This is a genomic window from Paenarthrobacter aromaticivorans (assembly GCF_019038615.1).
GTDB lineage: Bacteria > Actinomycetota > Actinomycetes > Actinomycetales > Micrococcaceae > Arthrobacter > Arthrobacter aromaticivorans.
Genome location: NZ_JAHOPC010000012.1, coordinates 69,329 through 93,551, shown reverse-complemented (window position 1 = coordinate 93,551; position 24,223 = coordinate 69,329). Strand labels below are relative to the sequence as shown.

Below are 24,223 nucleotides of genomic sequence, written 5' to 3'. Positions count from 1 at the left end.
GATCAGTCCTCTAGTTGCTGCGCACGCGCGGATCGAGGCGGACGTAGAGGATGTCCACCAGGAAGTTCGCCAGCAGCACGGCGGCGGTGATGGTCAGGAACAGGCCCTGCATGAGGGGGTAGTCCAGGCCTTGGACGGCGTTGAGGAGTTGGTACCCCACGCCGGGATATGCGAACACCACCTCTGTGAGCAGCGCACCTCCCACCACGAAACCCAGTCCCATGCCGAAGCTCGTGACTGAAGGCAGCATTGCATTCCGCGCTGCGTAACGGAGCATGATGCGGCCCGGCCGGAGACCCTTGGCCTCGGCCATGGTGATGTAGTCCTCGGAGTTCGTGGCGATCATGGTGTTGCGCATGCCCAACATCCAGCCACCAATGGAAACCAGCACGATCGTCAGCGCCGGCAGCACAAGGTGCGCACCGACGTCGCCGATGAACTCCCACGTAAACCCGGGTTCCAAACCATCCGTGAACGCGTGGCGGATCGGGAACCAGCCCAGCACCACACCGAACAGGTACAGCGCCCCCATCGCGAGCCAAAAATAGGGGAACGAACCGATGAACACAAGCACCGGCGGCAGTGCCGAGTCGATCGCGCCACCCCGCCGCCAAGCGGCCAGGATGCCCAGCAGGTTACCCACGACGGCGGCGATCACCAGTGCGGTTCCGCCCAGCAGGAGGGTCCACCCGATCTGGGCAGAGATAACCTCCGTGACCGGTGTTGGAAAACGGGAGATGGAGACGCCCATCTGGCCGGTGAAGATGTTGTGCATGTAGTCGACGTATTGCTCCCAAATGGGCCGATCGTCCACGCCAAGAAGCTTGCGCAGGGCCTCGATCTGTTCGGGCTGCATTCTGTCCTGGGAGCGGGCAAACATGCGGGAGACGGGGTCGCCGGGCATGAAGCGCGGGAGCAGGAAATTCAGGGTGATGGATGCCCAGAAGGCGATCAGGTAGAAACCCAGGCGGCGCAGGATAAAGCGCACGGTTTCCCTCCATTCGGGAATTGCGGAAAGTTTGGGGCACGCCCGGCGGGGGCTATCAGGTGGCGGCTCGCCGCCGGGCGTGCAGTGTGAAGGATTACTTACGCGGTTCCAGCGTGGTCAGCACCAGGACTGTGGTGGGAGACCGTACCGAGAGGGTTGCGTACGGGTTGCCTTCGGTGGGCCAGCCGGTGAAGCGGGTGTCATTGAAGGCACCCCACTCCGGGCCGGAGAACAGCGGCACCAGCGGTGCGACGTCGTTGTACTCTTCCTGGAGCTTGTTGGCGATGTCCTTCTGCTTGGACTCGTCGGCCTCTGCTGCGAAGTCGGCCAACAGGGCATCAGCCTTGGTGTCACCGAAGCGGTGGTAGTTGTCGAACGTCTTGGTTCCCACCGGCTTCACGGTTGCCGTGCCCATGGAGGTGTTGAAGTACTTGTAAGGGCTGGGGTCGTTGGCGCTCCATACGATGCCGGAATCGAAGTCGCCCGTCTCGTAACCAGCAACCACGGCTGCCCAGTCCGGGGAGTCAACCTTTGCCGTGACGCCAACCTCGGCGAGGTTCTGCGAAATCACGTTGGCTACTGAAAGCCAGTCGGAAGACGAAGCGCCCACGGAGATCTTGAACTCGAACGGCGAGCCATCCTTCAGTTTGCGCTTGCCATCAGCACCCTTCGCGTAGCCAGCCTTGTCCAGCAGCTCGTTGGCTTTCTGCACATCAAGCTTGGTCCAGGTGCAGTTGTCCTTGACCTCGGAGTTCTTCCACTTCTCGTAGTTCCCGGAAAGGCCAGTGCAATCCGCTGGCTTGGCGTAGCCGCTCATGCCGATCTTGGTGACTTGGTCGCGGTCAACGGCCATGCTCAGTGCCTTGCGAACATCAACGTCGTTGAAGGGAGCCTTGGTGGTGTTGAGCTGCCAGTTGATCATGGCGCCGGTTGCCGGGAACCAGTACTGGCGGTGCTCCTTGTCCTTGGAGACGAACGTCTTTTCGATGTTCGGGATGTACTGCGGGGCCCAGTCGACGTCCCCGTTCGCAGCGGCGAGGTTGGCGCCGTCGTTCCCTGCAAAAGCAAGCATCTTGATGCCGGCGATCTTCTGCTTTTCCGGCTGCCAGTAATTGGGGTTCTTCTTCAGTACGAAGGACTGGGCCTGGAAGCTGTCCACTTCCGTGTAGGGGCCGGTGCCCACGGGCTTGGCGTTGGCATCCTTCTCCGGGTCCGCCAGCGCGGACCAGATGTGCTTGGGCAGGATGCTGAGCTGACCGACGTCGTAAAGCGCCGGCGACCACGGCTTATTGAAGTTGAACGTGACCTTGTTAGTGCCATCAGCCGTTACGCTGTCCAGGTACTCGTAACCGCCTTTGATCTTCTTCTGCAGCTCAAACGTGTAAGCCACGTCGTCAGCGACGAAGGGCTGGCCGTCGGACCACTTCACGCCGTCCCGCAACGTGAAGGTGATCGATTTGCCGTCGTCGGCCGCCTTCCACTCAGTTGCGAGCCACGGCACCGTGTCTCCCTTTGCCGGGTTGAAGATCAGCAAGGACTCGTAGATGGACTGCTGGACCATCGGGTTGACGGTGGGTGCGAACGGGTTGAAGTTCTGCACGAACGTGCCCATGTCCTCACGCGGGATGGTGAGGAACGCGCTCGCGTTTGCTGCGGCGTCCGTGCCGGCGGTCTTGTTGACGGTGGCGGCACAGCCGGTCAGCAGCATTGCGCCCACCGCCAGTCCGGCCGCCGTGATGCGGGCAGACCTCAGGAATCGGGGTTGTGTCATGATGGTTATCTCTTTCCTATCTTCATCGTCCAAGGTGAAGGGGTGGGTAAGGGGTTTGCTCTTCGAGGTTGATTTCGCGGTCAGACCGAAGAGCGTTCTAGCAGCGGACAGTCGACCAATTGCTGGTCGGCAATGATCGGCTGTCCTGCTGTAAGAGCGGCGAGCGTCTGGACTCCCAGGGCTCCCATTTTTTGGAACGGCAACGCAACGGTGGTCAGCTTTGGCCTCAGGTAGGCCGCAATCAGCTCCTGGTTATCGAAGCCGATCACTGCGATGTCTCCGGGGATGGTCAGGCCCCGTTCTTTGATGGCGTCGTAGGCGCCCATCGCCATGCGGTCGTTGAGGCAGAACAGCGCGGTTGGCCTGTCCTGTTGGGGATAGCGGTCCAGGATCCGGCATGCGGCTTCGTAGCCGCCGTCGGCCGTTGCGTATCCGGACACCACCAGTTCCGGATCCAGCTCAAGTCCTGCGACGGCCAGTGCTTCGCGGGCACCCTCCAATCGCCCGACTGCTGCGGGAATGACCGGGTCAAGGTTGATGATTCCGATCCGGGTGTGGCCGGCTTGAAGCAAGCGCTCGACGGCGACCCTGCCACCCGCACGCTCGTCAGGGACGATCGAGGGCAGCTTTCCGTCAGCGTCGAAGCAGTTGATCAAGACAGTTGGTACTTCGTTGGCGCTCTGCGGAACGTGCACGCCTCGGTGAAAGGTGGCTGCGTAGAGCAGTCCTTCCACGCGTTGTTCCAGCAGCTTTTCAATGGCGGCATCTTCCAAGCCCTTGTTGGGTCCTACGGCATCGGCCTGGTCGGAGGGCGCGATGAGCAGGAACCGACGATCAAGCCAGGCTTGGTCCTGGGCACCTTTGATGATGTCGACGGCGAACGGTGCCGTCACGATCTCGGTGACAAGCCCGTACCAATCACTGCGCTGGGATGCCAGCGCACGTGCTCCGGCGTTCGGGCGGTAGCCCAGTGCCTGCACGGCGTCGTTGATACGGGTTCGGGTTTCCTCGGAGATGCTGGCGTTTTCGCGGTTGCTCAGCACGAACGAGACTGCGGTCCGGGAGACGCCGGCGTGCTTGGCGACGTCATTCATGGTGACTCCCCGCTGCCGCACAGCCGCGGCTTTGTTGGGGGTGGTGCTTTTCGCCATTGAATGCTCCGGGTGTTGTTTCGGTTGGTGATGCTTATTGTTAGGACGGGACTTGGTAACGCGCGTTACTTGGAACGTGTGATTCAGGTTACGCGCGTTACCTGTTTCCTGTCAACGTCTTCTTTTGGTCCAGCGCAGCCACCAGCCGGCACCGCGCTAGGCTTCTGCCATGGCATTGATAGCTCCCCGCGTTACAGCTGGCCTCCCCGCCGACGACGCCCGGAATCTCGCACGCTCCCTCCAAGACAGCGACGACATCACCGTGTTCGTCGATGGCACGGTCCACCGCCTCCCCGATCAGGCGAGGGACGCCGTCGTCGATCTTCTTGCTCGGCTGAGCCGGGGCGAAACCGTCACGGTCAGCAGCGTGGAGGAAATGCTCACGACGTCCCAGGCCGCGGAGCTCGCAGGCATTTCCCACACCTACCTGCGCAATATGACCGACCGCGGAGAGATCCCCGTGGAATACCGCGGCACGCATCGGCGGATCCGTCAGGCTGCGATCATCGCGTGGCTGGAAACCCAGAAGCGCAAGCAGGCCGAAGCCACCATCGAAGATGACAGCCGGGATGGCCCCGGAAATGACGCGCCCGGCGGCTAAAAGCGTCGGAGTGATAAGGATCAAGCAACGATCCCAGCCAACGGGCCAGCACCTGATTAGCCCGGGGTTACGCTTGTTTGGTGGGCAATTTCAAAGGGTGGCATATCGTGGCCGGGGTGGCCGCAATGGCCCTTGCCGCACCCTTGGGATCGGCCATGGGATTGAACTTCGTTGCCACGTTCATGTTTGCGTGTGTAGTGTTCGTGGCCGTCGCCATGTGGACAGAATCCAAAATCGCCCGACGCCGGGAGGCGGCCGATGCTGCCGGCACCCCTGACGTTTCACATCCCACAAGCGACCCCGCCGAATCGGACGACGCCACCCGGGATTAGCGCGCGGGCGGGTCGAACAGCCCCAAATCCGACCCAGGGCTGTTTCAATAGCGGTATGGCTTCGAGTCCCCGCTCCGTCATTTGGCCCGTTGTGCACGATGAGCGTCGTGCGCTGATCCACGATCTGGAACCCCTTCCCGAGCCACTCTGGGAGACGCCTTCACTCTGCCCGGGCTGGGACATCCATGACGTCCTGGCGCACGTTGTGGACAGCGCAAAGACCACCCGCTTGGGCTTCATCAGGCGAATGATTGAAGCCCGCTTCGACTTCGACCGCGACAACGCCGTGGGCGTGGAACGGGAAAAGGCCAAGGATCCCGGCCGCACGCTGACCGCGCTACGTGCTGTAGTGTCCCGGACATCGGGGCCGCCGGCGGGGATTGCCACCCGATTGGTGGAAGCATTCGTCCATGGCGAAGACATCCGGCGCCCCCTGGGCATGACACGCAACTACCCGGCCGAGCAGGTCGCGTTGGCTCTTGGCTACCAGGTTAAGACAACAACAAGGATGGGCGGCGGCAAGGAGATAGCCGCAGGCTGGCGACTGGTTGCCACGGACACCGATTTCCAGCACGGCGACGGCCCGGAGGTTCAAGGACCAGCCATTTCCCTGCTTCTCGCTGTTTCAGGACGGCCAGTGTCTGAGGACGAGCTAACCGGCCCCGGGGCTCCGGTATTCCTGGAACAGGCCCGGCCTTGACGGGGCGCCGAGGGACGCGGACCACGCTACTGTCTGCCGACGTCGAGGCTTGCGGCCTAGGGGGTCGGATTCTCTGGACGGAAGGAACGCCGCCTCCAGGGACGCACGGGAGCGACCAGCCGGCCTACATCCTTATCCACGGCATCGGCGTCTCGCATCGCTACCTTGCGCGCCTTCACGGCGTCCTGGCAGCGGGCGCGCCCACCTACTCGCTGGACCTCCCAGGCTTTGCCGGTACTCCCAAGCCCGGGCGGCAACTGTCCGTGGAAGACTACGGCGCGTTCATCGCAGAAGCACTGAAGGCCTGCGGCATCGAGTCGTACATCCTGGTAGGCCACTCGATGGGCGTGCAGTTCGCCATTGAAGCGGCCCTCCACGCGCCCGAACGCGCCTTGCACCTTGTCCTTATGGGTCCCGTGGTTGACTCACGACACAAGAACGTGGCACAGCAGTCGCTCGCACTGTTCCTGGACGGAGTACTCCGCGAAAGCCCATCGTCCAACTGGATCGTGATCACGGACTACCTTCAATGCGGTCCGCGCTGGTACATGACGGAGCTGCCCGTGATGATGAGCTACCCAACGGAGAAGCAGCTGGCCAAAGTCCGGATTCCCGTGCTGGTGCTCCGCGGCAGCCGCGATCATGTGGCAGGGCCGGAGTGGTCGCTTAGGCTCTCCCGGGCGGTACCCCAGGGGCGCCTCGTTGAAATCCCCGGAGTAGGGCACGTCGCCCAGCACATGCGGCCGAAGGCCGTGGCGGATGCCATCATGAGCTTCGTTTCGGCAACGTCCCGCTCCAACTAGGCGTATTCGTAGGACGGCGGCGGCAGCCTGGGATGCCCCTTGTTGGGTTTGCGATCTGGAGGCTAGGCTGGCCGGGCAGGCACAATAGTAAGTTTGCTTAGGAAGGGTGACCATGACCAGCTATGACCCTGAGGACGATCCCCGGACCTTCGGAGTCTCCGACGCCCCCGAGCCAGCCGACACGACAGGCGATGTGCACACCGATCCGGATATGCGCCAGGACGAAGACGACGACCCCGCTGCCTCCGCCAATCCCGATCCGTTGGATGGCAACGTCACGGGACTTGAGCCCGGCGGCGGAGTTCCCCCGGGCGAAACCCCGCCGGCCGAGGGCAGCATGAGCAGCGACCAAGGGCACGAAGAGTAGCTCGTCGCCAAGCCGCTATCCCGTCGTTGCTCAACAACGGGATAGCGGCTCAACAACGTGATAACCGGCAACTGACGGACGCCCCGGGCTATGGCAGCCTCAGAATCTCCCCGAGGTCATAGTCAGCAGGCTCCTCCAGTTGGGAGTAGGTGCAGCTCTCCGGAGTCCGGTCCGGACGCCATCGACGAAATTGGGTGGTGTGCCGGAACCGGTCGCCTTCCATGTAGTCATAGGCAACCTCGATAACCAGCTCGGGCCGGAGGGGAACAAAGGAGAAGTCCTTGCCGGCGCTCCACCGGCTCTGCGCGCCCGGCATTCGGGAACCCGTAGCTGCGGCGTCTCCTTGATCGGCCCACTGACCCCAAGGATGTTCGCTGAACTCCGTCTGGTATGGCTCAAGTTCCGCCACCAGGCTTTCGCGCTTGGCCATGGGGAACGAAGCCACCACCCCCACGTGCTGCAGCTGACCGGCGTCGTTATACAGCCCAAGCAGCATGGATCCGACAACCTTTCCCGTTTTGTGCCAGCGGAATCCAGCCACCACGCAGTCCGCGGTCCGTTCATGCTTGGTTTTGAACATGACGCGCTTATTCGGCTGGTACGTCCCCCCGAGCGGCTTGGAAAGTATGCCGTCCAGCCCAGCACCTTCCAGCTGCACGAACCACTCCTGGGCTTGGTCGAGTTCCGTCACCGCCGGCGTAACGTACACGGGCGCCTCAGCCTTGGCCAGTGCCTGCTCCAAGGCAGCTCGACGCTCGGAAAACGGCTTGTCCATGAGGTTCTCGTCTCCCAGCGCGAGGATGTCGAATCCGATGAAGGAGGACGGGGTGCTCCCGGCAAGCATCCGTACACGGCTATCTGCGGGGTGGATTCGCTGCTGAAGGCCTTCGAAGTCGAGCCTGTTCCCAGCTATGAGGACGATCTCGCCGTCGATCACGCATTTGTCCGGAAGATTCTTCTGAAGGGCTTCCACCAGCTCAGGGAAATACCGTGTCATGGGACGTTCGTTGCGGCTGCCCAGGATGATCTCATCCCCGTCCTTGAAAACGATGGTCCTGAACCCGTCCCATTTGGGCTCAAAATGGCCCACATCAGGGATCGAAGGAACGGACTTGGCAAGCATGGGCGAAATGGGCGGCATCACTGGGAGGTCCATACGACTATGTTCTACCTGCCGCTCGCGGCTGAAGCTAGTCTTGGGCCATGGATATCTTGGCCGTTCTAGTGGCAGTGCTGGCAGCACCTGCCCTCGTTGCGGCCCTATGGTTCTGGGTCTCGCGCCAGAACAGCCAGGGGAAAGTCCGGCGCGGCGCCACGGGTGGGATGCTGGGAGTGGCGGACGAAATCTTCCGACCCGAAACCCATTACGCACACCAAGTCCAAAGGATCGAGCACGAGCTGCCAGCCCCGGCTCCGGCACCGGAGCCTAAGTCCTAAGGGACCTTCGCGCTGGAAGGCGTCCCGCCCGTTACATTAATGTGACTTTAGTATGGCGCTCATGTACGGTCTAAGAGCGACCCGTATCTCCGCTGGGCCGCTTCCGGGTTGACGCCGAGCTCTGCCGCAAACCGGGATCCGCCAGACTCGCGGCAGAGACGGGGGACCCAGAGTTCCCGGGCCTGATTTTCCATAGGCCCTTGGGGTGAAGCCGCCATGTGCGGCCGGACGGCCTCGTCCGAACCCGACAGCTAACCTCGCAGGCGTTGAGAGGCAACCACCATGTCCCCAACCATGGATCAGCCGCGCCGCGCCCAAATAGCGCGCGAGCGCACCCAGCCAACCGGACGCCGTCGGGCCCAACCCAGCGGATCCTCCACCAGCGCGCCAGCAGAAGGTTTAGAAGGCACGACGCCGGAACCCGCCACTGCTTCCACTCCCACCCCTGTGGCACCCACCACGCGCGCGGCCGCTCGCGCGGCAGAGCGTGCACGGGCAGCCCAGGCAGTTATTTCAGCTGAGACAGCTCCCGCTGAAACTGCTCCAACAGAAACAGCACCGGTGGACTCTGCTCCGGCGGATTCTGCTCCGGCGGGTTCTGCTCCCCTGGAGCAGGCAACTGCTGCGATTCCAACTGTTCAGGCGCCCGAACCGGTCGCGTCCGAACCGCCTGCGAATCCCGAGCCGGCCACCGCTGCCATCCCGATCGTTCAAGCGCCCATCCCTGCCGCTGCGCCCACCGCCGCCGCGCACGAACCCGAACCAGCCACCGCTGCGATCCCGGTCGTTCAGGCAACGAGCCCTGCCCAGCTCGCCGCGGCCGCGACCGCCGCTGCTGGTCTCGCAAGCCGGAAAGCCCTTCGCGCCCAGGAAACCGAGAGCAGTAATGCCCGTAAGGCGGCACCCGCTGCCGAAACCCTGGCAAGCGCCCCTACCTTCGGAGCTTCATCCGTGGGCGGGTCATCACGGGGTGGGTCATCTCGGGGTGGGTCGTCCTTCAGCCACGAACCACACGCCGTGCTCACCAAGGCGGCCTCGGTTAAAACAATGGGCCAGCGCATGGCAGTTGTAGCTGGAGCCTTGGGCTTGGTGTTGACTGTTGGCACCATGAGCCAGGCCTTCGAGCTTCCCTTCTTCGGGCAGGAAACGCCGACGAAGGAAGCCAGTGACGCAAAGACGGGTGGCGACAGCAGGCAGTCAACTTCGGCCGCCCCTGCACCCACCTCGTCCACCTCCACCGCCACCGCTTCGTCGGCCACCAGCGAGGCCGGACTGCCGGCAACTGTTGCAACGCAGTCGTCAGAAGAGGCACCCGCTCAGTCGCCGTCGTCCCTTCCGACTCCGCAGGTTTCACTTGCGGATCCTGTTTGGGTTCCTTCGGCAGTCCCGTCAGCTGTTGTTCCTGTGCCGGGCGTGACCACTCCTGTCCCAACCCAGCCGGCCCCGAGCCCGGTCCCGTCGGACACGGTTACCACCCCACCGGCCACGACCACCCCGACTCCAACGGGGACTCCGGCGCCCACTCCAACACAGACTCCGGCGCCAAAGCCGACCGGCAGCCCCAGCACCACCACACCGTCCACTGATTCACCCTTGGATCTGGACTCCGTACTTGACGGCGCCACAGGGATCTTGAAATGAGCACGCGGCTTCCCAGGACCAGCGCGCACGTCGGATGGCACGGCCGGTACTGCAGCAGCAGCCGCACTGCCACGTTCCGCAGTCGGATGGGCCGCTGGAGCTGCCAGCGGTTGCGCCGAGCCTAAGGACTCACGGCACCAGGAATCATCGCAATAGGAATAGCAGCAACAAGATGGGGCAGGCACCTACCAGGGTGTCTGCCCCTTGTGCTCCCTTCCGCACCTGATCCGGGGCCTAGATCCGGGGCCGCGAGGCCCACCTCTGGGCCTTCAGTGCGGCGTGCAACTCGAGCCTGATCCCACCGCTCAACGGATCAGCTCCGATGAGCTGGCGGATGCGGCCGAGGCGGTTGTAGATGCTGCTCCTGTGCAGATGAAGTTTCGCGGCAACGTCCTGCACTGAGCTGTCGTTGTCATAGAGCAGTTCCAACACGGGCAGGAGTTCGCCGTTCTTATCCTGGTCCTCCAAAGTCCTGAAATGAACGGAGCCCGTATCATCCCAGCCGCCCGGCGCCTGAAGACGATCGAAGAGTTGATAAACGCCCACCGCCCGGCTCTCCACCAGTTCCCCGAGGGGCGGATCCACGGCTGCGGCCTGCGCTGCCACCTTCGATTGCCTGTAGGCGCCTGCCAATTGCCGGATAACCTGGAACGGCTCACTGATGCCCAGGATCACCCGGTCCACTTTGCGGCCCGCCCGCTTTGCGAGCTCCAATTGATAGTGCACCAGGACCTGGGCGTGATCCGCCCTGCCACCGGATTCGCGGAACAGGACAACGGAATGCGTCTCCGTCCCGGCGCTGAACAGCGCGGCGTTGACACCAATGGTGGACTGCAGCGCTGCTGTTCGGTGCGTTAGCGTGGCGGCGATGGGGTCGACGTCGGTTCCGCCGCCGTCCGCGTCCAGGATGGTCACCAGTTGCCACGGACCGCGGCCTTGGATCTCCTTCCAACCGGCCACCGCTGCCACTGCGTTCGACTCGCCGGTGCAGGCCGCCAGAAACTCCTGCTCCCGCCTCCTGCGAAACTCTGACTCGGCCGTATTGGAATCGAGCAGCAAACCAGCCAACAGATCCAGTTCGTCACGCACGCCGGGCAATTCGGCGAGTATCGCCGTCGCGGTTTGCTCCTCAAGGTCCTGCTGCACCCATAAGTAGCCCACCCGAAAACCGCGCACCAACAGTGGGACGCAAACGCGCCCGAGCATGCCCAGCTCGTCGTTCGCCGGAACAACAACCGGGCGCACCGCCGTCGCGATGCCGTGGGAGAGCTGCCAAGCACTGACATCGCTCGGCACGCGTTTGCTCAACAGGAAGTTCACGCGGACGCGGTCGGCGTGCGACTGGTTGGAACTGTAGGCCAGGAGGACGCCGTCGAGGTCCTCCAGGGACAGCCCCCTGCCTAGCTTGAGCGCCACGCGTTCAACGATCTCCTCGACGTCCTGCTGCATCAAGAAAGCGTACCAACACAAGGCGACACCTGACGTCTCAGCCCTCGACAAATGTCGAGCTTGATTTGAGCTGTTCCTTGAATTTACGGGGTTTTCACTTGCGCCGAGCTGCGAGGTCCATGTCGCCTGCCTCACAGCCGGATTTATTCTGGAATCACAGCCCGCAGCAAATATCCGGCCGAAAAGCCGCTAACGATGGAGCCAGCAAATGATCATCGGCGTCCCCAAAGAAATCAAGAACAACGAGTTCCGCGTAGCCATCACGGCCGCAGGTGTCCACGAGTTCCGCACTCACGGACACACCGTTCTGGTTGAGCGGGGCGCGGGCCTGGGCTCGGGAATCACGGACGAGGAATACTCGATCGCGGGCGCCGAGATCGTTGCCGACGCGGACGACGTCTGGGGCCGGGCCGACATGGTCATGAAGGTCAAGGAACCCATCAAGGCCGAGTACCACCGCTTCCGCAAGGGCCTCATCCTCTTCACATACCTGCACCTCGCCGCAGAGCCTGAACTCACCGCCGAGCTCATCAACTCCGGCGTCACGGCAATCGCCTACGAGACGGTCCAGGAAGGACGCACCCTCCCGCTGCTCGCCCCGATGTCCGAGGTCGCGGGCCGCCTGTCCGTGGTGGTCGGCGCTTCCTCGCTGATGGCTCCGGCTGGCGGCAAGGGCATCCTCCTCGGCGGTGTGCCGGGTGTCCGTCCCGCCAAAGTTGTTGTCCTCGGTGCCGGTGTTGCCGGAACCAACGCTGCCGCCATGGCACTGGGCCTCGGTGCTGATGTCACCATCATGGACATCAACATCAACCGCCTGCGGGAACTCGACGCTCTTTACCAGGGCCGCTTGAAGACCGTGGCATCCAACGCCTACGAGATCGAGAAGTCAGTTGTCGACGCAGATCTCGTGATCGGCTCCGTCCTGATCCCGGGCGCCAAGGCTCCCAAGCTGGTCACCAACGAACTCGTGTCCCGAATGAAGCCGGGTTCGGTTCTGGTGGACATCGCCGTGGACCAGGGTGGCTGCTTCGAGGACACACACCCCACCACCCACCAGGAACCGACGTACAAGGTCCACAACTCGATCTTCTACTGCGTTGCCAACATGCCTGGCGCTGTTCCGAACACGTCCACGTACGCACTGACCAACGTCACCCTGCGCTACGCCGTGGCACTGGCCAACCTGGGCGTCAAGGCCGCATTCGACCGCGACCCCGCCCTCGCCGCAGGCCTCAATATCGCTGCAGGCCACGTGGCACACCACTCGGTGTCGGAGGCGCACAACCTGCCCCTCGTCGCCGACTGGCACAGCGTGGTTACGGCGTAGGCTTTGCCCTTGCGGCGGTGACAAGTCGCTCGCCCGCTATCCCGTTGCTGCCCAGCAACGGGATAGCGGGCTTTGCACGTGTTGGGGCGGGCAGACCCGTGCTGGGCGGCAAACCCATGCTGGGCGGGCAGACCCGTGCTTAGTCGTTGCCGGGGGCGACTGGTTCCTCAGGGACAACGTGGGTGGGAACCGGAACGGGGATATCCGATTGCCGAAGGGTCGGCGGGGTTACATTGGGCGCCTCGATGCCCGGCGGCGTGATGGGTGCCGCGGGAGTCGGGATGCTGATGTTTCCGGGCTGACCATTCCCGGGGAGCTTGGGTGTTTCGGGCGTTCCCGCGTTGGGAGCCTTGGGCGAATTGGAGTGTCCGGACGCGCCATTGGTGCCGCCTTGTGGCTCTTGGCCTGGGTTGGCTCCATTTCCCGAGGTGCCACTGCCCGCCGGGTTGCGGCCGGACGGGTATGGGGTGGCCGGAGTCACGGTGCGGCCACGCTCCTGCTCGGAGGGGGAACCAGGATTCTGCCGCGATCCATTGCCTGATCCCGGCGTGAGCTGCGAAACTACTGAACCGATTGTCGAGCCCAGGTGTTGGAAAGCGCCCGGGATGCCACCCTCGGAGGCGGCCGCGGCTGTAGCACCGCCTGCCAATGACACTGCCACGGCGAGCCCGGCGATCGCGGTGCGGCGCTTACGACGACGGCGGGCCGCGAGTTCGTCAGTAGAGGTCGGGTCAGTGAATCCTTGGACCGAGGTAAGTACTGCCGTCGGTACACCTGCCACGGTGGAGGCGAGCTCCGCCGTCGTGCTTCTGCCGCCGGCAGCCCGGTCACTGATCATCAACGCGCGCACGGCCGCTGAGGGCAGCGGAGCAGTGCTGGCGAGGGAGCGCAGTTCAAGAAGGTCGGCACGGATGTCGCGGGCATCGCCGAGTCCGGAATCGGCCAACAGGCGGTCAATTGCCTGCTCGCCCGTATAACCCTCGGTGCGAGCCGTCCGCCGTCCGGCCGGGGTGCTGTCTTCACTCATGGTGTGCCATTCCTTCGTAGTGCACTTTTCCTCAGTGCACCCAATGCCCTGCGCTGCAGTTGTTTTATTGCCCCTTGGGACTTGCCCATGATGGCCGCCGTTTCTTCCACGGAGAGATCAGCCACCACCCTCAATGCCAGGACTTCGCGATAATCTGCAGCGAGGTCCTCCAGAAGTTCCGTGACACCCAGGCTGCCGCGGCCAAAGGCCTGCTCCTCCGCCGAGGGCGCCCTCCGCGCATCCAACTCAGCCTCATACGGAGCTGAATCCGGGGTCCGTTCACGCTTGCGATAATGGTCCACCATGCGCGCGTGGGCGATCGAGAACAGCAGGGTCCTGGCCCCTTGGAGACCACCCTCAAGGTTCGCCAGCTTCGGATACAGGGCAAGGAAGACGTCCTGCGTCACGGCTTCGGGATCGTCCACACCGCGGGCGCGTAGGTAGCCGAAAACTGGGCCGGAGAACTGGTTGTAGGCATCGGTGAAGAGCAGAGCGGGATCGTCATCGTCCGTCTGCACATATTCATCAGCTAATGGGTTTAGCACCCGTGGATGCCTCCATCCCGCGCAGCGCAGCGGCCTCTCTGGAGCACCCTCCCCGGTTGTTTCCCGGGCTCAGGACATCCGTTGCCACTGCCGTCTGTTACGTACGCCACCGTCCGTAAAGTGGTGGGGCTCCCCGTACTAAACGAAGGAGCCCCACCCTTAAACCGTAACCGCTGAGTGCTTAGCGGACCGAATCGAGGCCTGCACCGGGAGCGGCAGGAACATCGGTGGGCACCTGCGTCGGCAGCGCGGGGGCGGTCGGTGCTGCAGGGACAGCCGGGACAGCCGGGACAGCAGGGGCACCGTCCGTTCCCGGTACGGCCGGGACAGCAGGAACGGCCGGCACCTTGGCTGCAACAGAAGCGTCAGCGTCAGCGGAACCGTCAGCCTTGAGACCGGCAGCCTTGCCGGCGTCGACTACGGCCTGGCAGTGCGATTCAACGTTGGCTTCGCCGCCTGCGGCCACAACCAGGGACTTGAAACCGGGGACCTTGGTGTCAGCCTTGAGTCCGCCATTGATGAAGGCAGTGCAGAGACCGAAAGCTTCAGGCGTTGCAGCGACGGCGTCTTCGGCCTTGGACTTCGCAGCGTCAACAGCGTCCGTTGCCTTGTCTTCGCCAGCCTTGGCAGCGTCAGTTGCCTTTGCCTGTGCGGTCTCAACGGCGTCAGTCGCCTTGGCCTGGCCAGCTTCGGCTGCGTCTGCTGCCTTCGTGGCGAGGGGCGCAGGAGCACCGACGAGGTCGTGGGCGCTCTGCTGGATTTCGGTGGGAAGCGCGCCATTGAAGGCAGCGACACCGGTTCCGCCAGCAGCTACAGCTCCGGCAGCCAGGACGCCGGCGGCGACTTTGCTAGTGGCAAGGACAGTGAACAAGGACATAAAAGCCTCCGACAAACGATGTGGGGATTGCCCCGGCAGCGTTTGGGTCGCTGCCGGATGATCAGCGTGCGGACGTGGCCCGCACACCCTCTACATCGTTCCGGAAGCGGTTGAGGTTACGCCTTCCTCAAGAATTTTTTCGGCGCCGCAATGGAGGTGCTGGTTTTCCACATCCGATAGTTCTCCCCATGGCAGCTTCATCGGGCAGGCGATTATGCTCATGGGATGCCCGGCGCAGCACTTCATGCCCGTCGGCGATCGACACGCCACGGCGTACAGGGGGAGCGTTATGGGACAGGGACTGGTTGGCGCCGACGTCGAAGACCTGCGGCGACTATCGGCCGTCATGGACTCCGAAGCAGAGAAGATCACCAATCTTCAGCGGCAGCTCAGCACGATGATCCAGAACGGCCACTACTGGCGCGGAAACGATGCCGAGCAGTTCCGTAGCCAATGGAACAGCGACCTCCATGGAAGGCTCGCAGCAGCAGCACTGTGCTTGAAGACCAACGCGCGCACCCTTCGCCTCAACGCGGAGCAGCAGGAACAGGCGTCCCTTGGTCTCCCCGGGGGCGGGGGTGGTTCAGGTGTTTCAGGTGCTTCAGAGGGCAAGGACCCGTCTGGCCTACCCGGTTTCACCATGAGCCCCCGGACCTATGGGCCCATCACTGTCCAGGGCAGCGGAGCCGTCGGAACTGAAGGCACAGCAGAGGCCCACGTATCGGTTGGTCCTGATGGAATCAGCATTGACGCCTCGGGGAAGGTCTCATCCGGCGCTCGAGTAACGTTCACCGCCGAGGCGGAACGGGGACCTGCCAAAACCACCGTAACCAACGAGACGTTCGCCGGGTGGCGCGCCGACGGCAAGTTTGACGGAAAAATTCCCATTGGCTTCGGCCCGGCACACCTTGAAGCAAACGGTGAAGCGTTCGTGGGCGTGGAGAACATCACCACTGCGAAGAGCGACTTCTTCGATGGCTGGATCAACAACACCGTCACTACCAGGGTCATGACTGGTGCGGAAGCAAGCGCCCACATCACCGGACAAAGCCCGTTCCTCTTCTCCCCCGGCGGCGAAGCGTTTGCGGGCCAGAAAATGACCGTCGGCAACGAGACGGAAATCGCCGGCGGCCTGTTCGGATTCGGGCAGGGCACGGAAATCCGTGGCGGCGCCTGGGCAAGCGCTGGAGAAAGCGAAATCAACGTCAACAAAACCGGTGATGTGACGGGTGCAGGCGCCAGTGCAGGTGTCGGCGCCGAACTGACCGCATCCCAGTACGTTGAAGTCCTCGGCCAAAAACTCGCGACGTCGGAAACAGTTGCCGCCGGTGCGGGCGAGGGACACTTCTTCAACGCTTCCCTGGACGAGGACGGACTCACCTTGGGCGTTGGTGCCAAGATCACGGCGGAGTTGGGACTTGGCGCTGGCGTGCAGGTCACGCTCAGTCCGTCCGCATTTGTGGATTCCGTCACCGGCTTTGTCGATTTTCTCAACAAATAAGCATTCCCGTTCCCTGAACTTCCCTAAAACAGCGCCGGAAGGGCTCTCACGATGACCGCACAGCAAGTTTTCCCGTCAAAGGCATTCCCCGCCTACCCCACTATCCGCGTCAACCCGCCGGCAGGTTGGACGGAGCAGGTGGTCCCCGACGCCGTGGGTGCGCTGATGGGACCCGCTTCCGAGGGCGGCTACACGCCGAATGTGGTGATTTCCGTATCCCGCCGCCTGCCTGGCTACCAACTGCAGGACATCGCTGCTTCCGTGGACGCCTTCCTGGCTGACTTGCCTGACGCCGTACTTCTGGGGACCGAGCCTGTGGTCATCAATGGCCGCCCATGGCATGTCCGGGAGGCCCGTTATACGCACCCGCAAGCCGGCTCCCTGGCACAATTCACGGCAGTGACGGTGTTCCACCACGAAGTAGCCGCCGACGTCGTGCAGTTGACCGGTAGCTGCCAGCCGCTTGAGGGAGACCAGGACCTGAAAGCGATCTATTCCTTGGTGGCGAGTGCGGACGTGACTGCCGGGCCTGCTTGAACAGGTCCCCGTTTAGGAACTCAGGGCACGCGCCTGTTCGATCAGCTTCAGCACTTCCACCGAGTCAGCCGGATCCACTGGTGCGGGACGTGCGGATGCCGCACCGCCGTCGTCGATCTTTTCGGCGAGGAGGCGATAGAACTCCGGGTAGGCTCCGCGCTCGGTGGTGATGGTTCGGCGCTGGCCGTCGGACTCAAGGGTGCCGTAATTTTCGGCAGGTTCGACGCCGTACTCCGCGTCCGTCGGCAATCCACCGCCCAGAACAAAGGGCTCCTGCGGATCGGTGCCGAACTTTACAAATCCACCCTTCGTTCCCAGCACGCGGAAACGCGGTCCATGGAGGTGGCTGTTGAGGTTCAGGGTCACGTGGCTGACGACGCCGGATTGGTGCTGGAGCGCGATGAAGACGTCGTCGTCGGCCTTCTCCTGCGGACGACGTGCACTGATCTCCGCATAGGTGACGTACGCGGGCCCGAAGAACTGGACGGCCAAGTCCAGTACGTGTGCACCAAGGTCGAACAGCACCCCACCGCCGTCCTCGGCAGTAGCGCTTGCCTTCCACGCTTTGGCGATCTCCGGCGCCCAGCGCTCCATCCCCGCTTCAAACCTGGTCACGGTACCCAGCGTCCCGGCGTCGAGCAGTTTCTTCAAGGTGAGCGCGTCTCCGTCCCAGCGGCGGTTTTGGTAGACAGTGAGGACGCGGCCCGCTCGCGCGGCGAGTTGAATCAGTTCCTCACCTTGCGCACTGTGCACAACAAACGGCTTATCGACGACGACGTCGAGCCCGGCTTCCAGCGCAGCTTTCGCCAGCGGATAGTGGGTCGCTGGCGGTGTGCCGAGGATGATGAGGTCCAATTCGTCGGCCAGCGCCAGGATGTCCGCTGGCGTGTTGACTACCTTTGCCTGCGGGTAGCGTTCAACCGCACTTGCCTGCCTTTGCGCGTTCGCTGTGGCAATGACGGCAAGGTCAAACGAAGGGTTGCTTGCAATGAAGGGCGCATGGAACACGCTGCCCGATAACCCAAAACCTGCGATGGCGGTACGGATCGGCCTGGAAGTCATGCCCCAAGGCTAATTCAGTAAGTGTCCCGCCGGTGCGCTGTTCCCAGGATCAGGACGTGAGAGAACGTTCGGGAAAAGGCAGCAGGATGTGAGAGAGGGATGGCATGGCAAAGGCCGGGACCTCCCAAACCATTTACAGGTTCAGGAAGATCCCGGCCTTCGTGTGTTTCAAGCTTTACTGCAGAGCGTTACTTCTTGGCGCCCTTTACCCAGCCGAGAGTGGTCCAGTCCGGAACGTTGGACAGGCTCTTGAACAGTGACGGGCCGTAGTTGGCCAGGCCCGTGCGGACGAACTGGATCTCCGGGCCGTTGAGGACGGTGCCCATGGAGAAGTACTTCTCCATGTGCTTCTTCTCTACGTCCATGGCCGCCTTGTTGCGCTCCTTGTCATCTGCGATGGTTGCCAGGCGCTTGATCTCGGCATCCAGCTCAGCGTCGCCCAGGCCGTTCTCGTTGGTGGTGGAGTCGTAGAACTGCTTCACGGCGTCGGTAGCGTCTGCGCCCACGGTGTAACCGGAGATCGTTACGTCGAACTCTCGGCCACCGATGACCTTGCCGAAGTCGGCGTCTCCGCGCTGATCGATGGCAACATCCATTCCCGCAGCCTGGAGCTGCTTCTGCAGCGTCTGCGAGGTTGCGGCCGTGGTGGGGTCGTCGCCGAAGTTGGTGATCTTGAAGGAAACAGGAACACCGTCCTTCGCCATGATGCCCTTGTCGTTCGGGGCGTAGCCGGCATCGGTCAGGACCTTCTTGGCAGCCTCAGCGCCGGTGTCCTTCACGGGGTAGTTGTCCTGGTAGTACTCGGAGAACGGCATGAGCATCATGGAACCCGAGCTCTCTTCGGACCAGTTCAAGCCGTTGAAGCGGACATCGCGGATGGCCTTGCGGTCCACTGCGGTGAAGATTGCCTTGCGTACGGCCACATCGGTAAGGGCCGGGCGCTTGGCGTTCAGGTTGAGGCCACCTGCGAACAGGCGCTGGCCGCGGCGGATATCGGAATCCTTGGTACCTTCGAGCTGCTTGTACCGGCCCAGGGTACGGCCGTTGGCTGCGTCGATTTCACCATTCTTGAAGGCGGCAATCGTGGCGCTCGGCTCCATCTGGCGCCAGACAACCTTGTCAAGGACCGGCTTCTGTCCCCACCACTTGTCGTTGGGAACCATGGTCACCGTTTTTGCGGTGGTGTCGTAGTTTTCAATCTTGAACGGGCCGGCCATCCACTCGGGGTGCATGTTGCCTGCGAAGCCCGTGTTGAAAATTTCAGGCGTGTTGATTGCCGGGTGGATCAGGCCGAAGAAAAGGCCCTCCAGGGGGAAGACCGGCTGGGTGGTGGTAACAATGACTTCTTTGTCGTTGGCGCCGGCCTTTACCGAGTCCACGAAAGCGTAAGCGCCGGCGGAAACGATGTCGATGGACTTATCGTCGCCCTTGAGCATCTTCCACGTGTTTTCGAAGGTCTTGACGTCGATCGGCGTTCCGTCGTTCCAGGTCGCCTTGTCATTGACCTTGATGGTGATGGTCTGCTTCCCATCCTTGACTTCGCTCTTGACGTCTTCGCAGAAGTCCTTGTTGGGCTCTGCTTTGCCGTCGAAGTCCAGCTTCCAGCAGCCGCCGATGCCGCCGCTGTTGATGGAGGCCGTATTAACCGGAGTCATCAGCGCAGAGTTGTCTGCGCTGTTGCCCACATTGGAGAAGCCGTTAAAGTCCGGGCCAATGCTGCCTATGGCAAGGGTGACAGTGCCGCCCTGCTCCAGGTCCTTGGTTTCCTTGGCATTAACGCTAATGAGCTTGCTGATGTCACCGCCAGCTTCTTCGGCCTTCTGGGAGGCCGGACCCGACGGCGTTCCCCCGCCGCAAGCGGTCAGCAGCAGTGCTGCTGCAACTGCCACGCCGCCGATCGTCGTGTACTTCTTCATGGTTTGCCCTTCATGTTTTACGACTGGAATTCTTTACGAATTGAATACAGGGTTCAATCAATGAGTCATTTGTCGTCAGGCATGCACCACCAGCATGTCGGCATCTATTTCCCCGTCCGGGAAGAAGCATGCAAACTCCTGTTGACCTTCTGAAGCAAGTGGCGGCTCCAGAGTAAGGCACTTCTCCTGCTTGGCGGCAGGTAGTGCGGCGAATACGGGGCAACGCGTTGCGAAATTGCAACCCTTTGGCGCGTCAAGCGGGCTGGGCAGGTCGCCCTGCAGAATGATCCGTTCACGCGTGCGTTCCAGGTTGGGATCGGGTACCGGGATCGCAGAGAGCAGGGCCCTGGTGTAGGGATGCCGCGGATTGTCGAACACTTCATCCACATCGCCGGTCTCCACGATCTTGCCCAGGTACATCACAGCCACGCGGTCCGAGATGTGGCGGACCACGGAGAGATCATGGGCAACCATGAGGTAGCTCAGGCCCAGCTCGGCGCGAAGTTGGTCAAGCAGGTTGATGACACCAGCCTGGACCGAAACATCCAGGGCTGAGACGGGTTCATCCAGCACCACGAGTTTCGGATTCACTGCGAGCGCCCGCGCAATGCCGATGCGCTGGCGCTGACCTCCGGAGAACTGGTTGGGGAAACGGTTCACGTGGTCCGCCTGCAGGCCCACGAGCCGCATGAGTTCCATGATGCGCTTCCGGACGGCGGCCCTTGGCATCCCGAGGTTTTCCAGCGGCTCAGCCAGGACCTCGTACACCGTGAAGCGCGGATCCAGCGCACCCGTGGGGTCCTGGAACACCATCTGCATTTCCTTGCGCATGGCCATTTTGGTCTTGGAGTCGGTGGCCACCTTATTGCTGACGCCGCCAATGACCACTTCGCCCACTTGGTCCGGGTGGAACTCCATGATCTCCAGCAGTGTGGTGGTCTTGCCGCAGCCGGACTCGCCCACGATTGAGAGGCATTCACCTTCACGGATGTCGAAGCTGAGCCCGTCAACGGCTTTCACTGTGCCGATGCGGCGCTTGATCAGCGCGCCCTTGAGCAGTGGGAAGTGTTTCTTGACGTCCTTGAGCTCAAGGACCTTGTCGCGCTCAAGCCGGGCAACGCCGTCGAACTTTGAAACGGGCTTGGCCGGCGCCTGGAAAATCGCGTGGGCATTAGCTTCGCCGGAGAGTTCGTCCGTTTTGATGCAGGCAGCCCTGTGGCCTTCGGAGCCTGGCACCGAAACGGGTTCGGGCTCACCGTGCAGGCAGGCATCGCTGGCCAGCGGGCAGCGCGGTGCGAAGGAGCAGCCGGTTACGGGCAGTGCCAGGTTGGGCGGCGTTCCCTCGATCGGAACAAGTGACTGTTTGTTGGCGGTGTCGACGCGTGGCACGGCGCCGAGGAGACCCATGGTGTACGGCATACGGGGGTTGTAATAGATGTCCTCCACGGTCCCGGTTTCCACCGGCTTGCCTGCGTACATGACCATGATGTCGTCCGCCATGCCCGCTACGACGCCGAGGTCGTGCGTAATCATGACGACGGCGGCCCCGGTCTCCTCTTGCGCTGTGTGCAGGACTTCCAGCACCTGCGCCTGGATGGTGACGTCCAGCGCCGTCGTCGGTTCATCCGCGATGAGGACCCGCGGATCGTTGGCAATCGCAATGGCGATCATCACGCGCTGGCGCATGCCGCCGGAGAATTCGTGCGGGAATGCCTTCAGCCGGTCCTTGGGGCTCGGGATGCCCACCATCCGCAGAAGTTCGACGGCGCGGGCTTCTTTAGCCTGTTTGCTCATGGTGGGGTTGTGGACGGTAAGGGCCTCGATGATCTGGTTCCCCACGGTGTAGACGGGGGTCAGCGACGACAGCGGGTCCTGGAACACCATGGCGATATCGCTGCCACGGTGCTTGCACATCGCTTTGTCGCTGAGGCCGAGGAGTTCCTTGCCCTTGTAACGCACGGAGCCGGAGATGTCCGCGGTCTCGGGGAGGAGTCCCATGATGGCCATGGACGTCACAGACTTCCCCGAGCCCGATTCGCCCACGATGCCCAGGGTTTTTCCGGGCATGAGGTCGAAGTCCACACCGCGAACGGCGTGGACGACGCCGTTCTCAGAATTGAAGCGGACGTTGAGGTCCCTGATGCTCAGGACGGCGTCGCCAGGGGCGTAGAGTCCGGCGTCGCGAAGTCGCTCGGCAGGCGTGTGGGAGATGTTGGTGCTCATTTGATCGTCTTCTTTGCGGTCTTGGTCTTCGCGCGGCCGATGGAACTTGAGCTGGGATCGAAGGCGTCGCGGAGGCCGTCGTTCATCATGGCCAGCGAACCGGTCAGGAGGAACATGACGGTCAGCGGAACCCAGAACATCCACGGGAACGAGGACACCTGGCCGGTGGCTTGGCCGATGAGGACTCCCAGGCTGACGTCGGGGAGCTTGATGCCGATGCCGATGAAGGAGAACGCCACTTCGGCCAGCACTGCCCCGGTGATACCGCGGGTGAAATCGAGGACCAGGAGTGAGCCGATGTTCGGAACGAGGTGACGCCACACGATTTTTCGGGAGGGAACACCCATATACTTGGCGGCTTTGACGTAGTCCCGCTGCATGAGTGACATCGACAAAGAACGCACCAGTCGGGCGGTGCCCATCCAGCTGAAGAACAGCAAAACAATGATCAGCAGGAGCCAACTGGGAAGGTTCTTCAGTCCGCCGCCCCCACTGGTGGCCACTGCGACCACCAGAATCGCCGGCATCATGATGAGGGCTTCAAGGATGAACAACATCACGGCGTCCACTTTGCCGCCGAAGAACGCCATGGTGCAGCCGTAGACGGCGGAAATCAGGACAGACACGCCGCCCACGATCAGACCGATGAAGATCGAGATCCGCGTGCCTTCAACGATGAGCGCCATGAGGTCGATACCTGCTTGGGACGTGCCCAGGAAGTGATCGGGTGACGGTCCCATTCCGATGTTGAGGGGATCAATCGTGTCCTTATCCCAGGGTGTCAGGAACCCGCCGAACAGGGAGAAGAGGAACAGCGCCAGGAAGATGAACAAACCGGCGACGGCGGTACGGTTCCGCATGAAACGGCGGAAGATAATGCGGGACTTCCCAATCACGACGTCCTGGTCGGCAGCCCTTGACTCGTCGATTTCCGCAATGGGATCAATGATGTTCGTCATTACTGGACCCTCACTCGTGGATCCACCAGCGTCGTCGCGAAGTCGGCAAGGATGGCGCCGATCGCGAAGATCACCGACCCGTAGGCCAGTGTGGCCGTGGCGACGTTGACGTCTTGAAGCCCGATTGACTGGATACTCCACAGGCCAATGCCGGGCCAGGCGAAGATCGCCTCGGCAAAGAAGCCGCCGGTGAAGATCGCGGGGATGGTGAAGGCGATGCTCTGTGCCACGGGAATGAAGGACACCCGCAGGGCATGCCTGCGGATGGCTTGGTTGCGGGTAAGTCCTTTTGCCCTGGCGGTGCGGACGAAGTCGGCATTCACGTTGTCCAGGAGATACTGCCTCTGGGCGATCTGGTAACCGGCCCAACCGAAGATGGTCATTGCGAAGGTGGGCACGGCGTAGTGGGCAACGAGGTCAACGAAAGCCGGCCAGCCCGGCTCGATCCCCGGCGTCGAGATGCCCGTGACGAAAAAGATGCGCTGGCCTACGGTTTCGTTGACGCTGATGGCGCCCAACTGGACCAGGAAGTAGGCGATCGGCGCTGGAAGGATGTGCACCAGGTAGCTGTAGGACGTGATGACGCGGTCCTGGTACTTGTATTGCCGCGCCGCTGAATAAACGCCGAGCGCGACGCCGATGATCAGCGTCAGGATGATGGAGGCGATAAACAGCCTGGTTGAAACAAGTACCCGGTCAGCGAATTCGGCGTTGACGAATGCCCCGTTTGGGCTGCGGCCCCAATCCCAGCGGGTGATGATGCCGCCGAGCCAACCAATGTAGCGTTCCCAAGGAGTGGCGTCAGGGTCCAGGCCGAGTCCACGGAAAGAGGCGGCTACTTGTTCCGGGGTTGGCCGTGGGATCTTCTCCTGTTCCAGGACCGCCGGTTTGAGCGTTGACACTGCCAGGAAATAGCCCGCGCTCGTGGTCAGGAAGATCATGATCAGGTAGATGCCCGACCGCTTTGTCAGATATTTCAGCATGTCGGGCGGCTGCCCTGGATCGTGGC

Annotated in this window: 23 protein-coding genes and 1 riboswitch; of the genes, 10 read left to right on the top strand and 13 right to left on the bottom strand. The window is 62.6% G+C overall.

The features are described 5' to 3' along the window. Positions 1 to 10 precede the first annotated feature (10 nt). From KSW38_RS17840 to KSW38_RS17830, 3 genes are all read right to left on the bottom strand, one after another. On the bottom strand, positions 11 to 988 hold the full coding sequence (locus KSW38_RS17840; RefSeq protein ID WP_056080554.1) for an ABC transporter permease: 978 nt from the start codon (positions 986 to 988) through the stop codon (positions 11 to 13). A gap of 94 nt (positions 989 to 1,082) precedes the next feature. Further along, the gene (locus KSW38_RS17835) at positions 1,083 to 2,759 is read right to left on the bottom strand and encodes an ABC transporter substrate-binding protein (protein ID WP_216926276.1); all 1,677 of its coding nucleotides are present in this window, start codon (positions 2,757 to 2,759) and stop codon (positions 1,083 to 1,085) included. A gap of 80 nt (positions 2,760 to 2,839) precedes the next feature. After that, a complete protein-coding gene (locus KSW38_RS17830) occupies positions 2,840 to 3,910 on the bottom strand; it encodes a LacI family DNA-binding transcriptional regulator (protein ID WP_216926275.1) in 1,071 nt (356 codons plus the stop codon). 169 nt (positions 3,911 to 4,079) lie between these two features. Here KSW38_RS17830 and KSW38_RS17825 point away from each other — a divergent pair, with 169 nt between their 5' ends. The 5 genes from KSW38_RS17825 (at position 4,080) to KSW38_RS17805 (ending at position 6,713) form a co-directional block, all read left to right on the top strand. Continuing rightward, entirely contained in the window at positions 4,080 to 4,511 is a 432-nt protein-coding gene (locus KSW38_RS17825; RefSeq protein ID WP_216926274.1) for a helix-turn-helix domain-containing protein, read from the top strand. A gap of 80 nt (positions 4,512 to 4,591) precedes the next feature. Next, complete coding sequence (locus KSW38_RS17820) at positions 4,592 to 4,843, top strand: hypothetical protein (RefSeq protein ID WP_308169434.1); 252 nt, start codon at positions 4,592 to 4,594, stop codon at positions 4,841 to 4,843. Positions 4,844 to 4,898: 55 nt separating this feature from the next. Then, positions 4,899 to 5,543, top strand: a complete 645-nt coding sequence (locus KSW38_RS17815; RefSeq protein ID WP_216926273.1) for a maleylpyruvate isomerase family mycothiol-dependent enzyme — start codon at positions 4,899 to 4,901, stop codon at positions 5,541 to 5,543. Next, entirely contained in the window at positions 5,540 to 6,346 is an 807-nt protein-coding gene (locus KSW38_RS17810; RefSeq protein WP_216926272.1) for an alpha/beta fold hydrolase, read from the top strand. The genes KSW38_RS17815 and KSW38_RS17810 overlap by 4 nt, the downstream gene beginning before the upstream one ends. Before the next feature lie 112 nt (positions 6,347 to 6,458). After that, a complete protein-coding gene (locus KSW38_RS17805; RefSeq protein ID WP_216926271.1) occupies positions 6,459 to 6,713 on the top strand; it encodes a DUF6480 family protein in 255 nt (84 codons plus the stop codon). An 88-nt stretch (positions 6,714 to 6,801) separates the two neighbouring features. Here KSW38_RS17805 and KSW38_RS17800 read toward each other — a convergent pair whose 3' ends face one another. Beyond that, a complete protein-coding gene (locus KSW38_RS17800; protein ID WP_216926270.1) occupies positions 6,802 to 7,869 on the bottom strand; it encodes an ATP-dependent DNA ligase in 1,068 nt (355 codons plus the stop codon). 47 nt (positions 7,870 to 7,916) lie between these two features. Between KSW38_RS17800 and KSW38_RS17795 the strand changes: the two genes are divergently transcribed. Together KSW38_RS17795 and KSW38_RS17790 are read left to right on the top strand one after the other, a co-directional pair. Then, complete coding sequence (locus tag KSW38_RS17795) at positions 7,917 to 8,150, top strand: hypothetical protein (protein WP_216926269.1); 234 nt, start codon at positions 7,917 to 7,919, stop codon at positions 8,148 to 8,150. A gap of 129 nt (positions 8,151 to 8,279) precedes the next feature. Further along, positions 8,280 to 8,430: riboswitch (cyclic di-AMP (ydaO/yuaA leader) on the top strand. Positions 8,431 to 8,432: 2 nt separating this feature from the next. Next, positions 8,433 to 9,791 carry a hypothetical protein gene (locus KSW38_RS17790; RefSeq protein ID WP_216926268.1) on the top strand — a complete coding sequence of 453 codons (1,359 nt, stop codon included), beginning with the start codon at positions 8,433 to 8,435 and terminating at the stop codon, positions 9,789 to 9,791. 234 nt (positions 9,792 to 10,025) lie between these two features. Here KSW38_RS17790 and KSW38_RS17785 read toward each other — a convergent pair whose 3' ends face one another. Further along, the gene (locus KSW38_RS17785; protein WP_216926267.1) at positions 10,026 to 11,243 is read right to left on the bottom strand and encodes a PucR family transcriptional regulator; all 1,218 of its coding nucleotides are present in this window, start codon (positions 11,241 to 11,243) and stop codon (positions 10,026 to 10,028) included. A 205-nt stretch (positions 11,244 to 11,448) separates the two neighbouring features. On the opposite strand from KSW38_RS17785, the gene ald reads away from it, so the two are divergent. Then, complete coding sequence (gene ald / locus KSW38_RS17780) at positions 11,449 to 12,567, top strand: alanine dehydrogenase (RefSeq protein WP_216926266.1); 1,119 nt, start codon at positions 11,449 to 11,451, stop codon at positions 12,565 to 12,567. A 139-nt stretch (positions 12,568 to 12,706) separates the two neighbouring features. Here the strand turns inward: ald and KSW38_RS17775 are convergent, their stop codons facing one another. The 3 genes from KSW38_RS17775 to KSW38_RS17765 all read right to left on the bottom strand — a co-directional run bounded on the left by KSW38_RS17775 (position 12,707) and on the right by KSW38_RS17765 (position 15,016). Continuing rightward, on the bottom strand, positions 12,707 to 13,594 hold the full coding sequence (locus tag KSW38_RS17775; RefSeq protein ID WP_216926265.1) for a hypothetical protein: 888 nt from the start codon (positions 13,592 to 13,594) through the stop codon (positions 12,707 to 12,709). Further along, positions 13,591 to 14,139 (bottom strand): RNA polymerase sigma factor, encoded by a 549-nt coding sequence (locus KSW38_RS17770; protein WP_216926264.1) that lies wholly within the window; start codon positions 14,137 to 14,139, stop codon positions 13,591 to 13,593. The genes KSW38_RS17775 and KSW38_RS17770 overlap by 4 nt, the downstream gene beginning before the upstream one ends. Positions 14,140 to 14,320: 181 nt before the next feature. Continuing rightward, positions 14,321 to 15,016, bottom strand: a complete 696-nt coding sequence (locus KSW38_RS17765) for a hypothetical protein (protein WP_216926263.1) — start codon at positions 15,014 to 15,016, stop codon at positions 14,321 to 14,323. 289 nt (positions 15,017 to 15,305) lie between these two features. Here KSW38_RS17765 and KSW38_RS17760 point away from each other — a divergent pair, with 289 nt between their 5' ends. Further along, positions 15,306 to 16,517, top strand: a complete 1,212-nt coding sequence (locus KSW38_RS17760; RefSeq protein ID WP_216926262.1) for a WXG100 family type VII secretion target — start codon at positions 15,306 to 15,308, stop codon at positions 16,515 to 16,517. Between the two features lie 51 nt (positions 16,518 to 16,568). Then, on the top strand, positions 16,569 to 17,054 hold the full coding sequence (locus tag KSW38_RS17755; protein WP_216926261.1) for a hypothetical protein: 486 nt from the start codon (positions 16,569 to 16,571) through the stop codon (positions 17,052 to 17,054). Positions 17,055 to 17,066: 12 nt separating this feature from the next. Here the strand turns inward: KSW38_RS17755 and KSW38_RS17750 are convergent, their stop codons facing one another. The 5 genes from KSW38_RS17750 to KSW38_RS17730 all read right to left on the bottom strand — a co-directional run bounded on the left by KSW38_RS17750 (position 17,067) and on the right by KSW38_RS17730 (position 24,197). Then, positions 17,067 to 18,116: a Gfo/Idh/MocA family protein gene (locus tag KSW38_RS17750; RefSeq protein ID WP_216926260.1), complete on the bottom strand. Its 1,050-nt coding sequence runs from the start codon at positions 18,114 to 18,116 to the stop codon at positions 17,067 to 17,069. A 188-nt stretch (positions 18,117 to 18,304) separates the two neighbouring features. Then, positions 18,305 to 20,032, bottom strand: a complete 1,728-nt coding sequence (locus tag KSW38_RS17745; protein WP_216926259.1) for an ABC transporter family substrate-binding protein — start codon at positions 20,030 to 20,032, stop codon at positions 18,305 to 18,307. Between the two features lie 75 nt (positions 20,033 to 20,107). Next, complete coding sequence (locus tag KSW38_RS17740) at positions 20,108 to 22,255, bottom strand: dipeptide ABC transporter ATP-binding protein (protein ID WP_216926258.1); 2,148 nt, start codon at positions 22,253 to 22,255, stop codon at positions 20,108 to 20,110. Continuing rightward, positions 22,252 to 23,214, bottom strand: coding sequence for an ABC transporter permease (locus tag KSW38_RS17735; protein ID WP_216926257.1), 963 nt, complete (start codon positions 23,212 to 23,214; stop codon positions 22,252 to 22,254). Before KSW38_RS17735 ends, KSW38_RS17740 begins: the two co-directional genes overlap by 4 nt. Then, positions 23,214 to 24,197 carry an ABC transporter permease gene (locus tag KSW38_RS17730; RefSeq protein WP_216926256.1) on the bottom strand — a complete coding sequence of 328 codons (984 nt, stop codon included), beginning with the start codon at positions 24,195 to 24,197 and terminating at the stop codon, positions 23,214 to 23,216. The genes KSW38_RS17735 and KSW38_RS17730 overlap by 1 nt, the downstream gene beginning before the upstream one ends. Positions 24,198 to 24,223: the final 26 nt, after the last annotated feature.

Coding starts and splice junctions, on each gene's coding strand:
- KSW38_RS17835 (WP_216926276.1), bottom strand. CDS start 2,759: ATGACACAACCCCGATTCCTGAGGTCTGCCCGCATCACGGCGGCCGGA.
- KSW38_RS17830 (WP_216926275.1), bottom strand. CDS start 3,910: ATGGCGAAAAGCACCACCCCCAACAAAGCCGCGGCTGTGCGGCAGCGG.
- KSW38_RS17825 (WP_216926274.1), top strand. CDS start 4,080: ATGGCATTGATAGCTCCCCGCGTTACAGCTGGCCTCCCCGCCGACGAC.
- KSW38_RS17815 (WP_216926273.1), top strand. CDS start 4,899: ATGGCTTCGAGTCCCCGCTCCGTCATTTGGCCCGTTGTGCACGATGAG.
- KSW38_RS17805 (WP_216926271.1), top strand. CDS start 6,459: ATGACCAGCTATGACCCTGAGGACGATCCCCGGACCTTCGGAGTCTCC.
- KSW38_RS17800 (WP_216926270.1), bottom strand. CDS start 7,869: ATGGACCTCCCAGTGATGCCGCCCATTTCGCCCATGCTTGCCAAGTCC.
- KSW38_RS17795 (WP_216926269.1), top strand. CDS start 7,917: ATGGATATCTTGGCCGTTCTAGTGGCAGTGCTGGCAGCACCTGCCCTC.
- KSW38_RS17790 (WP_216926268.1), top strand. CDS start 8,433: ATGTCCCCAACCATGGATCAGCCGCGCCGCGCCCAAATAGCGCGCGAG.
- ald (WP_216926266.1), top strand. CDS start 11,449: ATGATCATCGGCGTCCCCAAAGAAATCAAGAACAACGAGTTCCGCGTA.
- KSW38_RS17775 (WP_216926265.1), bottom strand. CDS start 13,594: ATGAGTGAAGACAGCACCCCGGCCGGACGGCGGACGGCTCGCACCGAG.
- KSW38_RS17765 (WP_216926263.1), bottom strand. CDS start 15,016: ATGTCCTTGTTCACTGTCCTTGCCACTAGCAAAGTCGCCGCCGGCGTC.
- KSW38_RS17760 (WP_216926262.1), top strand. CDS start 15,306: ATGGGACAGGGACTGGTTGGCGCCGACGTCGAAGACCTGCGGCGACTA.
- KSW38_RS17755 (WP_216926261.1), top strand. CDS start 16,569: ATGACCGCACAGCAAGTTTTCCCGTCAAAGGCATTCCCCGCCTACCCC.
- KSW38_RS17750 (WP_216926260.1), bottom strand. CDS start 18,116: ATGACTTCCAGGCCGATCCGTACCGCCATCGCAGGTTTTGGGTTATCG.
- KSW38_RS17745 (WP_216926259.1), bottom strand. CDS start 20,032: ATGAAGAAGTACACGACGATCGGCGGCGTGGCAGTTGCAGCAGCACTG.
- KSW38_RS17740 (WP_216926258.1), bottom strand. CDS start 22,255: ATGAGCACCAACATCTCCCACACGCCTGCCGAGCGACTTCGCGACGCC.
- KSW38_RS17735 (WP_216926257.1), bottom strand. CDS start 23,214: ATGACGAACATCATTGATCCCATTGCGGAAATCGACGAGTCAAGGGCT.
- KSW38_RS17730 (WP_216926256.1), bottom strand. CDS start 24,197: ATGCTGAAATATCTGACAAAGCGGTCGGGCATCTACCTGATCATGATC.